The sequence below is a fragment of the Nocardioides seonyuensis genome, assembly GCF_004683965.1.
Classification (GTDB): Bacteria; Actinomycetota; Actinomycetes; order Propionibacteriales; family Nocardioidaceae; genus Nocardioides; species Nocardioides seonyuensis.
Genome location: NZ_CP038436.1, coordinates 3,923,931 through 3,937,158 on the forward strand (window position 1 = coordinate 3,923,931; position 13,228 = coordinate 3,937,158).

The following is a 13,228-nucleotide window of genomic DNA, read 5'->3' on the forward strand; positions in this document are numbered from 1 at the left end:
AGTTGATGGTCCATCGAGCTGCGGCATTCCGCCGCCATCGACGGTGCGCCCAGGCCTTCGCGGATCGTTCACCCCCGCAAGACGGGTCCGACCAGCATCCCATCTTGGCCGAGTCGGCGCACCTGACTGTTGACTGCGCTACTCACTCCGAGGGCGCGCCGGCTCCAGGAGTCCCGCATGTCCATCCCCACCCAGATGAGCCTGGCCGGGTTCATCGTCTCCATCTCCGACCTCCAGCGCACCACGGGCGGTGGCGACCGCATCCGCCTCCGGGTCGGTGTCGAGCAGTGGCGTCACGAGGCGGACGACACCTTCACCAAGCTCGATCCGACCTATCACGACGTCGTCGCGTACGACACAGCCGCCAGCGTCATCGGCCAGCGGTTCAGGCCGGGCGACTTCTTCGTCGCCAGCGGCTACATCCACGAGTACGAGATCGACCAACGCGGCGGGAGCCTCATCAAGGAAGAGTTCGTCGCCCGCAAGATCGGTCACAACGCCAACCAGACGACGTACGTCGTCCAGCGGCGCCCGCCGCACGCCCCGGCCTCCGCACAGAGGGCCGTGCAGCACCAGCCTGCGCTCGGCATGTGATGGCTGTCGTCGACCAGCACCCCACCGAGGCTCGCGCTGCGTATGGCAGCCTGCAAGCCGTCATCGACGGGCCACCCACGGCGATCAACTGGAACCTCCTCACCGCCGATGAGGCCGAGTACCGGTGGCGCGACCTGGACGCGTGGGTGAAGTGGCTCAAGGCCTCCTTCGGACTCACACCGACGATCGTGCCGCCCTACTGGCACCGGCACGACGAGCTCGTGTGGGAGCTCTCCGCCCTCCACACCCACTGGCTCGCTTGCTACCACGAGACCGCTGGGCCCTCCGACCCGATCAGATGGCTCGGCGACTTCACCGAAGCCAAGGCCCGGCTTCGGGACTGGGTCTCCATCTGTGGCACCCGCCTGGACCGGGACCGCCCCACCCGACAGACCAATTGGCCCGGCGAAACGCCGGAGAACAACAGCGGCGAGGTCGAGATCCTCGACCGGAACCGCGACTTCGAGGCCTTCGTCCGCGAGGACCTACAACAGCGCCGACGGATCGAAGCCCTCGTCGCCGAGCAACTCACGGCCTGAGCCGCAGCAAGCACACGGGTCGGCACAGGCCACCTCATCCACAGGCCAGGCCGAAGTCCGGCGTTCCTTCGGCCCCTGCCCCATGAGTGTCGTTCCCATCCCCTCGAAAGGAGCAGGCGATGCTTCTCGCGCACGCGCGCACCCTCTGCGATGCCCGATCGGCCCTGGCGGTTCTTTCCGATGGCGCCAGCTGCATCGAGGCGTCCTCGGCCTACGAGCAGGTGCTGATCACCCTGGACGTCCTTCATGGTGACGGCTGTCCCGCCATCGACACCTACGGCCTTCCCGACGGGCCTGGCGAACTCTTCAACCTCGCCGCGCACGCGCTCGAGGAGCTCAAGACCCACGGCGTCGACGAGCTCCAAGTCGAGCTCCTCCTGGCTCTCCTCGACAACGCGACCGTGCTGGAGATCCACTGATGTACGGCGAGACCGGTGCCACGATGCGCAACGAGCTTGTCGCCTTGCTGGGGCAGCACCGAATCCAGCAGCGTCTGAGCGATAGGGACTCCGCCGCACGCCAGACCGATGGGGAGGTGATCCGGCAGTACCGCGAGAGCGTGCTCGTCTGGTGTGGCCAGGCGATGCAGGTGGCAAGCCCGATGCTGTTCACCAACCTGCCGCCACGCAACCACAACCCGTTCAAACCCAACGGCCGCAGCAGCCCGGCGATCGAGCTCGCGCGCGCCTTGGAGCACGCACGGACCGAGTCGACTGCCACGCCCGCGTCGACCGAGCTGTTGACCACCGCGAGCGAGAGTCCTGTCGTGGACGGCTGGCGTCAGGTCGCACGCGCTGCTGCCCTCGCCGAACACGACACCACCCCCGCCCTCGCCGGCCTGCTCACCACCAGACAAGCCCAAGCACTAGTCGGGGACGTCGCCGCGATCGCGCAGGCACTTGTAATCCTCGACCAGCGGTACAGGTACGTCCCCGGCTGGGAGTCGCTGGCGGAGAGCGCCCGGCTCGGGTGGACCGCTCTGGCCGCGTCCCTCGATGTCAACCTGGGCCAACCCGACTACAGCATCGACGACGTCGGCTGGCGACCCATGAGCAAGCCGATCAGGACCACCACAGTGAAAGCCGGAATCCTCGGCGTGCTCCAAGCCGAGCACGACCTCACCGTGCGGCTTCGCGCCTTTCCCAGTTTGGTGAACCTCAGGGTCGTCGTGGACTCCCAACGCCTCATCTCCAGCCTGCTGACCCCGTTCGCGGCACGCGCACAGCCGGCCCTGGTCGAGCCATGGAAGACACGGGCCGCGACCTACACGCGCGTCCAACAAGAGCTGCGCGATCTCGGCGGACTCATCGGCACCGGAGAACTCGCCGCCGGCGAAGCAGCCACTGCCGCAGCGCGGCTCGAGAGGATCGCACCCGACACCGTCATCGAACCGCGCGTGCTCGGCGGCTTCCAGATCCTCTTCGACTGCATCGACCACCGCATCGCCGACATCGTCGAGGAAGGCCTCCAACGCAAGGCGTTCGTCCAGCGAGTCACTCTCCCTCGACTCGACCCAGAGAAGAGGGGAAGGATCACCCTCCCCGTACGCGAACGGTTCCGACCCGTCACCGAGGCCGAAGACCTCGCAGTCGTCCACACCGTCCGAGACCGACTACGACCGACCACCGGGCCTCGCAATACAGGACCCGGTACCTCACGAGCCGAGCTGCAGGCCGCGCTCATCCACCGACCGACCGGGCGCCGCCAAGCAAGCGACGCCCCGAGTCTGTAGCCCTGGGTCGAGCAGCACCCTCAGGCTGTCGGCGGTTCAGCCGTCATCCGATCCGCAGGCAGCCACTCCATGACCGTGGTCCACTCGTCGGTCCTCAACTGCGCGACGTACACGACATGACCCACCCAAGGACCACCGTCGCCCTCGCGACGCCACTCGAGCAGCAGCGCAGGGCGCGAGAGCCCACCATCGACGGGCACCGACACCCAGCAGTGCCGACCAGGCCCAGACGGAGCAACGCGGCGCACGAGCGTCTCGGATTCGCCGAACTCGTCTAGGCCGACACGGACGCGATCCCGCAGAGGGACTCCCGCACCCCGCCCATAACCACCCGCCATGCCATGAAGTTTCGCACACCCGTTCGAACGACGCAGCGCTGCGGAACGTCGCGCACCTCCGAAGTGACCACAAACCACCAGGAGCCCGCCATGACCACACAGAGCAAGACAGCCCGCGTCCCCAAGCAGCGCGTCACGCCCGTCTACCTCACCCTCGATGAGGCCGCCGACTTGATGTCGTTGAGCAAGAAGACGATCCGCCGGCGGATCAGCGACGGCACGATTCCGGCCTACAAGTGCGGTCGTCGGCATATCCGGATCCGTCTCGACGAGCTCGAAGATGCGCTCCGCCGCATCCCGACCACGCACCGCGAGGACGCGTCTTAATGGACGGCTCGCCGGATCTGAGGACTACGTAGGGACTACGAGGACCAAATCAGAACCGCCTCTGATCTGCTGTCTTCGCAGGTCAAAGGCGGTTTTCTGCTCGGTGGGCGATACTGGGTTCGAACCAGTGACCTCTTCGGTGTGAACGAAGCGCGCTACCACTGCGCCAATCGCCCGAGTCCGTCGGGAACCTTAACGCACCGGTCCGCGAGAGGGGGAATCGGCTCCCTCACCCGCGATCTCGCGGTTGAGAGCCTCCAGCGCCTCGGGGCGTCCGTGGAAGCGGCGGTAGCTGTAGATGATCAGCGCCACGGCGATGACGGCGGAGCCGACCTGGGTGACACCGGTCCAGACACCTCCCGGAAGCCAGAGCGCGGCGTCGAGCGGCCACCAGTCCGGCGCGGGCGGGTACATGATCCACAGGACGCCGCAGGCGGCGAGCGCTGCAGCGCTCAGGACGGAGGCGATGATGCGTGGCCACGTGGCCACGCTCTCAGCCGCTCCTCGCAGTGCGCGGAGACGAATTGGCTCGACTCTGCGATCAGCCCACTCATATTGCTGCGAAAGCAGGGCAAGTGCGGCAAAGATACAGAGGAGACCCGGGCCGGGGAGCACCAGAGCGGCGATCCCGACGAGGAGCAGCACCCAGCCCAGCGTCTCGAGAACGATCCGCTTGGCGGCTCCGGTCATGACCAGACCCTAGCGACGTCATACAACGTGGCGAAACAGGGATTTGGTCTAGACCAGCAGTAGCAGTTTCGATATCGCGTCATGGCGCGGCCCCGGCGGCGTCTTGTGGGTGAACTGCCCGAAAGGTTCTGGAGGACCAAGGATGAACATGTTCGGAAGCGGACGCACCGTCGCCGACGTTGCCGTCGACATCACGGTCGAGTGCGTGGACCAGAATGGTCAGCGCCACGAGATCGACACGGTGCTCGGCTACCGGCGAACCGATCCCTACGCGGTGTCGATGACCTTCGTCACCGGCGACGGCAGCCTCGTGTGGACCTTCGGCCGGGACCTCCTCTCGCGCGGCACCCTCGCCCCGAACGGAGACGGCGACGTCGCAGTCTTCCCCGGGATCGACGGCCACGGCCGTGCCGTGGTCAACATCGAGCTCAGCTCCCCCGACGGCCACCTCCTCCTGGAGGCGCGCGCCGAGAGCGTCGCCGAGTTCATCAGCCGGACGACCGAGGTCGTTCCCGAGGGGCACGAGTCCGAGCACCTCGACGTCGACCAGCTGATCGCCGAGCTCCTCGCCTCCTGACCCCCCTTCAGCTCCCGCGCTGGGACACCCAGCTCGCGTGTAGCCCCGCGTAGACGCTGCCCCCGTGGGTGAGCAGCTCTGCGTGGGGACCACGCTGCACCACCCGCCCGCGGTCGACCACGATCACCTCGTCGGCCTTCTCCGCGGTCGAGAGCCGGTGGGCGATCGTCACCGAGGTCCTCGACTGCATCAGCCGCTCCATGGCCAGGCCGATCTGCATCTCGAGACGCGGGTCCACCGCGCTCGTCGCCTCGTCGAGCACCAGCAGGTCCGGGTCGGCCAGGTGCGCCCGCAGCAGCGCCACCAGCTGCCGCTCCCCCGCTGACAGCGACTCACCACGCTGTCCCACGCGCGTCCGCAGCCCGCGTGGCAGCCCCTCCAGCCACTCAGAGAGCCCCAGCTCCTGCGCCGAGGTGTGGATCTCCTCGTCGGTCGCGTCGAGCTTGCCGTAGCGCACGTTGGCCGCGATGGTGTCGTCGAAGAGGAACCCCTCCTGGGGGACGAGCACCACGCTCCTGCGGAGCGAGGCGGCGTCGATGGTGCGCACGTCGACCCCGTCGAGCAGGACCGCACCCTCGGTGGGGTCCATCAGGCGTGTCAACAGCTTGGCGAAGGTCGACTTCCCGGAGCCCGTCTCCCCCACGATCGCCACCCGCGTGCCGGCGTCGATGTGGAGGTCGACGTCGATGAGCACGGGCGGACCCGCGGGGTAGGCGAAGGTCACGTGGTCGAAGGTCACGTCGATCGGTCCGCTCGGCAGCTCGACGCCCCCGGGACCGGGATCGACGAGGTCGGCAGGCGTCTCGAGGATGCCGAGGGTACGACGCCAGCTCGAGATGGCGTTCTGGGCGTCGGTGAGGATCTGGGTGCCCATCTGCACCGGACCCACGAACAGCGACACCAGGAACGCGAAGGCGAGCACCTTGCCGGGAGTCATGTCGGAGGTGAAGCCCAGCAGGATCCCGATCACGATCACGCCGGCGTTCGCGAGCCCCGCCGAGATGCCGCCGAGCGAGAACGACACCACCGTGTAGGTCTGGGCGTGCGTGTAGGCGGCCTGCCAGTCGTCGATCGCGGTGTCGATGCGCTCCTGGGTGCGCTCCTGCACGCCGTAGGACCGCACCACTGCCGCGCCGACCACCGGCTCGGAGATCGCGCCGAGCAGCACGCCGACCTGGTGTCGTACGACGGTGTAGGCCTGGGACAGCTTCTTCTGGAAGTAGCGGATCGACAGGAACAGCGGGGCGAAGCACAACCAGACGACCGCCGCGAGCTCCCAGCTGTAGACCAGCATCAGGACGGTGGCGACGAGGATCTGGCCCACGCTGACCACGAAGATCAGTCCTCCGAAGACGAGGAACTGGCTCACCTGGTCGACGTCGGTGGTGACCCGCGAGACGAGGGCCCCGCGCCGCTCGGTGTTCTGCGTGAGCAGCGGGAGGTCGTGGACGTGCCGGAACGCGCGGGTGCGCAGGGTGGCCAGGCCACGCTCGGAGGCGGTGAACAGCCGACTGGTCATGGCGTACGACGCCACGCTGGTCACCACGATCGCCACGAAGGCAGCGAGACCCATCCACAGCACGAAGCCCAACCGAGGGCCGTCCGGGCCGTTGAGTCCCCGGTCCAGGGTCTGCTGCACCGCGATCGGGACCACGACCTGCCCGCACGAGGCGATGACCGCGAGCAGGAGCGTCAAGCCCAGACCCTCGCGGATCTCGGGCGAGTAGCGCATGCCCAGGCGGATGGTCTCCAGCGGCTGGATGTTCTCGCCGGTGTCCATGGTGGTGCCTGCAGTGGGATCACTCATGGGTCTCCACCTCGTAGGCGTTGACCAGGCGGGCGTAGTCGGGGCTACCGGCGAGGAGCTCGGCGTGGGTGCCCCGGCCCACGATGCGCCCCTGGTCGAGGTGCACCACCTCGTCGGCGAGCGAGATGGTCGCCTTGCGGTAGGCCACCACGACCAGCGAGGCCTCCAAGCCCGTCACGTCGTCGCGCAGCGAGGCGAGGATGCGGGCCTCCACCTCCGGGTCCACCGCTGACGTCGCGTCGTCGAGGATCAGCAGCCGGGGGCGCCGGACCAGGGCGCGCGCCAGCGAGAGACGCTGCCGCTGGCCTCCGGACAGGGAGGTGCCGCGCTCTCCCAGGCGGGCGTCGAGCCCCGCGGGCAGGGCGGCGACGAAGCCGTCGGCCTGCGCGGTGCGCAGGGCCGCCCAGACGTCCTCGTCGCTGACGTCGGCACCCAGCGTCACGTTGTCCCGCACGGTGTCGTCGAAGAGGAACGCGGTCTGCGGGACGAGCGCGACGTCACGCGCCAGCTCGCCGTGGCGCAGGTCGCGCAAGTCGATCCCGTCGATGCGGATCTCTCCGTCGTCGGGGTCGACCAGGCGGGCCATCAGACTGGTGAGCGTGCTCTTGCCGGACGCGGTCGGACCCACGATCGCCAGCGTCTGCCCCGGGGTGACGGTGAGGTCGACGCCCTTCAAGAGGGGCGCGGTGGGGTCGTAGGAGTAGCGCAGGTCGTCGAGCTCGAGGAGCGCTCCCGTGGACTTCCGTGGCAGCGACCCGCCGCCGTACGACATCGCCCCGGTCGCCTCGATCACGGCGCGGGCCCTGTTGTAGCCCACCACGGAGCGCGGGAACTCGCCGAGCAGCCAACCGATCGCCCGGATCGGGAAGGAGACGATGGTGAGGAGGTAGGCGATCGTCACCACGTCGCCGGCATCGGTGTCGCCGCTCATCACCCGCGAGACCCCCACGGCGAGCACCACCAGCACGCCGAGGTTGGGCAGGCTCGCCAGTGTCGGGTCGAACGCCGCACGGATGCGGCCCGCCCGGATGTTGACGTCGCGCAGCTCGTGGGCCTTGGCCCGGAACCTGTCGGTCTCCTCGGTCTCGCGACCCAGCGTCTTGACCACCATCGCCCCGTCGAACGACTCGTGGGCGATCTCGCTGACCTCCGCGCGCAGGCCCTGGGCGCGTGTCATGAGCGGGGAGGAGAAGCGCTGGTAGGCCAGGTTGGCGACGATGACGGCCGGGAAGACCAACAGCCCCACCACCGCCATCACGACGTCGGCGATGAGCATCTGGATGACGGCGATCACCATCATCACGATCGTGCCGAGTGCCATCGGCAGCGGCATGATCGGCGCCCAGGCGGCCTCGACGTCGGAGTAGGCGTTGGAGAGCAGCTGCCCGGTCGGGTGGCGCTGGTGCCACTCCATCGGCAGGGCGAGGTACTGGCGCGTCACCGAGCGCCTGGTGTGGGACTGCATCCGGTAGTACATGATCCCGCCACCGAGGCGACGGGCCACGATGCCGACGGCTCGCAGGATCGCCACCCCGACGAAGAGCGCGACGACCCACACCAGCATGTCGGTGCCGATCTCGCCGTTCTCGAACGCCGGGACCAGGGCATTGTCGGTCGCCCAGCCCAGCACCCACGCGTCGGCGACGGTGAGGACCCCGAAGAGGACGGCGCCGGCGGTGGCGACCGTGAAGACGAACGGCTCGCGCCGGATCGCGACACCGAGGACGGCGAAGCCTTCGCGAGTGGTGGAGCCGCGCAGCGTTGACTCGTCACTCACCAGCCCGAGGTTAGCTCAGGCCCTGATGCGCGAGAGGAAGGCCCTGGTCCGCTCCTGGGTGGGGTTGCCCAGGACCTGCTCGGGCGTCCCCGACTCGTGGATCCGTCCGTCGTGGAGGAAGCAGACCTGGTCGGCGACCTCGCGCGCGAAGCCCATCTCGTGGGTGTTCAGCAGCATCGTCACTCCGTCGGCCTTCAGCTCTCCGAGAAGGTCGAGCACCTCTCCCACCAGCTCCGGGTCGAGCGCCGACGTCACCTCGTCGAGCAGCATCAGCCTCGGGTTCGCGACCAGCGCCCGCGCGATCGCCACGCGCTGCTGCTGGCCCCCCGAGAGGTCGTCGGGGCGGGCGCTGGCCTTCTCGGCGAGCCCCACCCGGTCCAGCATCTCCAGGCCGCGCGTGCGCGCTTCCGCGTCCGGGACGCCGTGCACCTTGCGCAGCGCGAGGGTGACGTTGCCGAGCACGCTCAGGTGCGGGAACAGGTTGTAGGCCTGGAACACCAGACCCATCCGGGAGCGCACCTCGTCGCCGTCGACCCGCGGGTCGGTGATGTCGCGGCCGTCGAAGGTGATCACACCGTCGTCGACGACCTCGAGCAGGTTGGCGCAGCGCAGCAGGGTCGACTTGCCCGACCCCGACGCGCCGATCAGGACCACGCACTGCCCGGCGTCGATCGTCAGGTCGACGGAGCTCAGCACCACGTGGTTCCCGAAGGCCTTGCGCACGCCCGTCATCGCCAGCAGTGCCATCAGAGCATTCCTCCCGCGCCGTGGAACCCCTGCTTGCGCGCGAACCAGTCCGTCAGCCTGGCCATCGGCACGGTCAGGCACACGAACAGCACGCCGGCGACGACGTACGGCGTGTAGTTGAAGTCGCGGGCCGTCTCTATCTGTGCGGCACGGATGGCGTCGATCACGCCCAGCACGGCGATCAGGCCGGAGTCCTTCTGCAGCGAGACCAGGTCGTTCATCAAGGGCGGCAGGACCCTCCTCCACGCCTGCGGCAGCACCACGTGGCGCAGGGTCTTCGCATAGCTCAGCCCCAGCGCCCGACCGGCGAGACGCTGGCTCGGGTGGATCGACTCGATCCCGGCCCGGAAGACCTCGGCGACGTAGGCGGAGTAGGACAGCACCAGCGCCGAGCAGCCCCAGAACAGCGCCGACTTGGGCAGGCCGCTGAGGTTGAGCGCTGGCCCCCCGAAGCCGAGCAGGAAGAGCACGAGCAGCAGCGGCAGGCCCCGGAACACGTCGACGTAGGCCGTGCCGAGCATTCGCAGCGGGAACGCCACCGGCCCACGCAGGGTGCGCATGACCGCGATCGTGAGACTGACGACCAGGATCAGCAGCGCACAGACCAGCATCACCCGGATGTTCAGCCAGAGGCCCTCGAGCACCGCAGGGAACGAGTCAACGGCCTTGTCCCAGTCGAAGTAGGTCTCAGCGACGCGGTCCCATCCAGGCGAGGAGACGACGACGTAGCCCAGGACTCCCAGGAGGAAGGTCGTGCTGAGTCCGGCGATGCCGGCGCTGCGAAACGTCTGGCGCCGGCGCCAGGCGTCCCGCTCACGCTGGACCGCCGACGGCGTCCAGTCGGCGCCGTCGACTGTGGACATCAGGACAGCTCGGGAGCGCCCTGCTGGGCGAGCCACTCTTCGTTGAGCTCGTCGAGGGTGCCGTCCTCGCGCAGCGCGTCGACCGCCTGCGTCACGCAGTCAGTGATCGCCGAGCCCTTGGGCAGCACCGCGCCGAACTGCTCGGGGGTCTCGCTCGCCAACGGGAGCTGGCCGACGATCACCCCGTCGTCGAGCTGGACCGCGGTCATGAAGTAGGCGGTCGGCAGGTCGACCACGATGCCGTCGATCTGGCCGTTCTTGAGGGCCTGGACCGCCTGGTCGTTGGTGTCGTAGACGCCGGGGTCCTGCGACGGCTGGATCTGCTCGGTGATGGCGTCATAGCTGGTGGTCCCCACCTGGGCGCCGAGCTTGGCGTCGGCGAGGTCCTCCAGGGAGGACGCGTCGGCGATCGCGCTGCCCTCGTTGGTGATGACGGTCTGCCGGACGTCGTAGTAGCCGGAGGAGAAGTCGACCGCGTTGCGTCGCTTCTCGGTGATGGAGACCTGGTTGACGTCGAAGTCGAAGCCGGTGGCGCCCGGCTGCACGACCTTGTTGAACGGCACCACGGTCCACGTGACGTCGTCCTCGTCGAAGCCGAGCTCCTCGGCGATCGCGTAGGCGACCGCGGACTCGTAGCCCTCCCCGTTGGCCGGGTCGTCGTCGACGAACCACGGCTCGTAGGCCGGGGAGTCGGTCGCGATCGTCAGCGCCCCCGGCGTGACCGTCTCCATGGTCTCGGGGGTGCACTCCTCCGAGGTCGAGGTGGTCTCCTCGGCGGTGCCCGCGTCCTCGGCCTCATCGGCGGGGGCACAGGCTGCGAGGGAGGTGGCGAGGAGGGCGACGGCAGCGGCGCGGGTGAGCGCGTTCAGGGGCAGGGCAGACATGGGTTGAATCCTAAACGTCACCGGACGGGGTGGCCGCCAGATCTCAGCCCGGCCTTGACGTCGGCGATGCTCAGGGTGCCGAAGTGGAAGACCGTCGCGGCGAGCACCGCGTCCGCACCGGCGTCGACGGCTGGCGGAAAGTGATCAACGGCACCTGCCCCGCCGCTCGCGATCACGGGGATGCTGACCTCGCGACGCACGGCCCTGATCAGCTCGAGGTCGAATCCGTCGGTGGTGCCGTCGGCGTCCATGGCGTTGAGCAGGATCTCGCCGGCACCGAGCTCGGCTCCCCTGGCAGCCCACTCGACCGCGTCGAGACCGGCGCTCTTGCGGCCGCCGTGGGTGGTCACCTCGAACCCGCTGCCGGTCCCCTCCGCCCGGCGGGCGTCGACACTGAGCACGAGCACCTGGCTGCCGAACCGGTCCGCCACCTCCGCGATGAGCTCGGGCCGGTGGATCGCCGCCGTGTTCATCGCGACCTTGTCGGCACCCGCGCGCAGCAGCCGGTCCACGTCCTCCACGCTGCTCACTCCCCCGCCCACCGTCAGCGGGATGAAGACCTCCTCGGCGGTGCGGGACACGATCTCCATCGTCGTCGCGCGTCCCTCGTGGGAGGCCGAGATGTCGAGGAAGGTCAGCTCGTCGGCCCCTTCCGCGTCGTAGAGCCGGGCCAGCTCCACCGGGTCGCCCGCATCTCGCAGCTCGGTGAAGTTGACGCCCTTGACCACCCGGCCGCCGTCGACGTCCAGGCAGGGGATCACGCGGATCGAGAGCGTCACTGCGGCGCCCGTCGCTGGGTCAGCGCCAGGGCGTCCTCGAGGGTGAACCGGCCCTCGTAGAGCGCCGTCCCCGCGATGGCGCCCTCGACACCGATCGGCACGAGGTCCATCAGGGCCCGGATGTCGTCGAGCGTGGTCACTCCCCCACTCGCGACGACCGGTCGGTCGGTGCGCTCGCAGACGTCGCGGAGGAGCTGGAGGTTGGGGCCGGCGAGCATGCCGTCCTTGTTGACGTCGGTGACGACGTAGCGCGCGCAGCCCTCGGCGTCGAGACGGGCCAGGGTCTCGTAGAGGTCGCCGCCCTCACGGGTCCAGCCGCGCGCCGCCAGCGTCGTACCCCTCACGTCGAGGCCTATCGCCACCCGGTCGCCGTAGGTCGCTATGGCGCGGGCGCACCACTCGGGCGACTCGAGTGCCGCCGTGCCGATGTTGACCCGACGGCAGCCCGTCGCCATGGCGGCCTCGAGGGACTCGTCGTCGCGGATGCCGCCGCTCATCTCAACCCGGATGTCGAGGGTGCCGACGATCTGAGCCTGGAGCTCACGGTTGTGGCCGTGCCCGAACGCCGCGTCGAGGTCGACGAGGTGGATCCACTCCGCACCCGCCTCCTGCCAGCGAAGCGCCGCCTCGACCGGGTCGCCGAAGCGCTTCTCGGACCCGTCGACTCCCTGGGTCAGCTGGACGGCCTGGCCACCCTTGATGTCGACGGCGGGCAGGAGCTCGAGGTGGCGCTGATCGGGGGAAGCCATGCCTCGATCCTATGAGTGGTCGCGATGGTCCATACCGGGGTATCCATGCGCTGGCCACGGCGCTCTAATGGAACCTCCGGCACCTCCGCCACTGCCCCGAGGCCTTCATGACCCACCGTCTGCTGCACATCGTCGCCACTCCGCGCGGGCTCGCCTCGCACACCGGACGCCTCTCGGGTGTGCTCCTGGAGGAGCTCCACGCGAAGTACGACGACCTCGACGTCAAGACCCTCGACCTCTTCAGCGTCGACCTGCCTGCTGTGGCCGGGGCCAACATCAAGACGAAGTACGCGCTGATGACCGGCCAGGCGATCGACGAGGACGCCCGTGGCTCGTGGAGCGACATCGAGCGCACCATCGAGCAGTTCCTCGACGCCGACACCTATCTCCTGACCGTGCCGATGTGGAACTTCAGCGTCCCCTACGCCCTGAAGTACTACATCGACGCGATCGTCCAGCCCGGCTACCTGTTCCAGTACGACGAGCAGGGACGCCCCGAGGGCCTTGTGCATGGCAGGCAGATGATCTGCGTGACCTCCCGGGGCGCCGACTACTCCTCTGGCCCACTTGCTTCCTACGACTTCCTCGAGAGCTACCTGCGAGCGATCTTCGGCTTCGTCGGGATCACCGACGTGGCGTTCTTCAACGCCCAGCCCATGGATGTCGGACCCGACCAGCGCAAGATCGCATTCGCCAGCGCGATCGCGGAGGTGCGTGCATGGGTGGCAGGTGAGGAACGGGGCGCCTCGCTCGACGTCCCGGACCCGCGCGTGCCCGAGCCCGAGCCCGCTCCAGGCCTGGCCGTCGTCGACTGAGGTCGTAGCT

Annotated in this window: 15 protein-coding genes and 1 tRNA gene; 7 read left to right on the forward strand and 9 right to left on the reverse strand. The window is 68.8% G+C overall.

Annotated features, from left to right (window positions below):
- The first annotated feature begins 177 nt into the window (after window positions 1–177).
- The 5 genes from EXE58_RS19060 to EXE58_RS19080 all read left to right on the forward strand — a co-directional run bounded on the left by EXE58_RS19060 (window position 178) and on the right by EXE58_RS19080 (window position 3,530).
- The gene (locus tag EXE58_RS19060; protein ID WP_135269302.1) at window positions 178–594 is read left to right on the forward strand and encodes a single-stranded DNA-binding protein; all 417 of its coding nucleotides are present in this window, start codon (window positions 178–180) and stop codon (window positions 592–594) included.
- Window positions 594–1,133: a hypothetical protein gene (locus EXE58_RS19065; protein WP_135269303.1), complete on the forward strand. Its 540-nt coding sequence runs from the start codon at window positions 594–596 to the stop codon at window positions 1,131–1,133. The genes EXE58_RS19060 and EXE58_RS19065 overlap by 1 nt, the downstream gene beginning before the upstream one ends.
- 119 nt (window positions 1,134–1,252) lie before the next feature.
- On the forward strand, window positions 1,253–1,552 hold the full coding sequence (locus tag EXE58_RS19070; RefSeq protein ID WP_135269304.1) for a hypothetical protein: 300 nt from the start codon (window positions 1,253–1,255) through the stop codon (window positions 1,550–1,552).
- Complete coding sequence (locus EXE58_RS19075; RefSeq protein ID WP_135269305.1) at window positions 1,552–2,865, forward strand: hypothetical protein; 1,314 nt, start codon at window positions 1,552–1,554, stop codon at window positions 2,863–2,865. Before EXE58_RS19070 ends, EXE58_RS19075 begins: the two co-directional genes overlap by 1 nt.
- A gap of 428 nt (window positions 2,866–3,293) precedes the next feature.
- On the forward strand, window positions 3,294–3,530 hold the full coding sequence (locus EXE58_RS19080; RefSeq protein WP_135269306.1) for a helix-turn-helix domain-containing protein: 237 nt from the start codon (window positions 3,294–3,296) through the stop codon (window positions 3,528–3,530).
- Between the two features lie 104 nt (window positions 3,531–3,634).
- Here EXE58_RS19080 and EXE58_RS19085 read toward each other — a convergent pair.
- Window positions 3,635–3,706: transfer RNA gene (locus tag EXE58_RS19085), tRNA-Val, on the reverse strand.
- Between the two features lie 16 nt (window positions 3,707–3,722).
- The gene (locus EXE58_RS19090) at window positions 3,723–4,220 is read right to left on the reverse strand and encodes a PGPGW domain-containing protein (RefSeq protein ID WP_135269307.1); all 498 of its coding nucleotides are present in this window, start codon (window positions 4,218–4,220) and stop codon (window positions 3,723–3,725) included.
- A gap of 148 nt (window positions 4,221–4,368) precedes the next feature.
- Here EXE58_RS19090 and EXE58_RS19095 point away from each other — a divergent pair, with 148 nt between their 5' ends.
- Window positions 4,369–4,797 carry an SsgA family sporulation/cell division regulator gene (locus tag EXE58_RS19095; protein ID WP_167289021.1) on the forward strand — a complete coding sequence of 143 codons (429 nt, stop codon included), beginning with the start codon at window positions 4,369–4,371 and terminating at the stop codon, window positions 4,795–4,797.
- A 7-nt stretch (window positions 4,798–4,804) separates the two neighbouring features.
- On the opposite strand, the gene EXE58_RS19100 is transcribed toward EXE58_RS19095, so the two are convergent.
- From EXE58_RS19100 to priA, 7 genes are read right to left on the reverse strand one after another with little or no spacing between them, the layout of a single operon-like run.
- Window positions 4,805–6,604 carry an ABC transporter ATP-binding protein gene (locus EXE58_RS19100; protein WP_135269309.1) on the reverse strand — a complete coding sequence of 600 codons (1,800 nt, stop codon included), beginning with the start codon at window positions 6,602–6,604 and terminating at the stop codon, window positions 4,805–4,807.
- A complete protein-coding gene (locus tag EXE58_RS19105; protein ID WP_135269310.1) occupies window positions 6,597–8,381 on the reverse strand; it encodes an ABC transporter ATP-binding protein in 1,785 nt (594 codons plus the stop codon). Before EXE58_RS19105 ends, EXE58_RS19100 begins: the two co-directional genes overlap by 8 nt.
- A 15-nt stretch (window positions 8,382–8,396) precedes the next feature.
- Window positions 8,397–9,128: an amino acid ABC transporter ATP-binding protein gene (locus EXE58_RS19110; RefSeq protein WP_135269311.1), complete on the reverse strand. Its 732-nt coding sequence runs from the start codon at window positions 9,126–9,128 to the stop codon at window positions 8,397–8,399.
- Window positions 9,128–9,991, reverse strand: coding sequence for an amino acid ABC transporter permease (locus tag EXE58_RS19115; RefSeq protein ID WP_135269312.1), 864 nt, complete (start codon window positions 9,989–9,991; stop codon window positions 9,128–9,130). Before EXE58_RS19115 ends, EXE58_RS19110 begins: the two co-directional genes overlap by 1 nt.
- Window positions 9,991–10,875, reverse strand: coding sequence for an ABC transporter substrate-binding protein (locus EXE58_RS19120; protein WP_135269313.1), 885 nt, complete (start codon window positions 10,873–10,875; stop codon window positions 9,991–9,993). The genes EXE58_RS19115 and EXE58_RS19120 overlap by 1 nt, the downstream gene beginning before the upstream one ends.
- Before the next feature lie 17 nt (window positions 10,876–10,892).
- Window positions 10,893–11,654: an imidazole glycerol phosphate synthase subunit HisF gene (hisF, locus tag EXE58_RS19125; protein WP_135269314.1), complete on the reverse strand. Its 762-nt coding sequence runs from the start codon at window positions 11,652–11,654 to the stop codon at window positions 10,893–10,895.
- Window positions 11,651–12,403: a bifunctional 1-(5-phosphoribosyl)-5-((5-phosphoribosylamino)methylideneamino)imidazole-4-carboxamide isomerase/phosphoribosylanthranilate isomerase PriA gene (gene priA / locus EXE58_RS19130; protein ID WP_135269315.1), complete on the reverse strand. Its 753-nt coding sequence runs from the start codon at window positions 12,401–12,403 to the stop codon at window positions 11,651–11,653. The genes hisF and priA overlap by 4 nt, the downstream gene beginning before the upstream one ends.
- 107 nt (window positions 12,404–12,510) lie before the next feature.
- Between priA and EXE58_RS19135 the strand changes: the two genes are divergently transcribed.
- Window positions 12,511–13,218 carry an FMN-dependent NADH-azoreductase gene (locus EXE58_RS19135; RefSeq protein ID WP_135269316.1) on the forward strand — a complete coding sequence of 236 codons (708 nt, stop codon included), beginning with the start codon at window positions 12,511–12,513 and terminating at the stop codon, window positions 13,216–13,218.
- Window positions 13,219–13,228 lie beyond the last annotated feature (10 nt).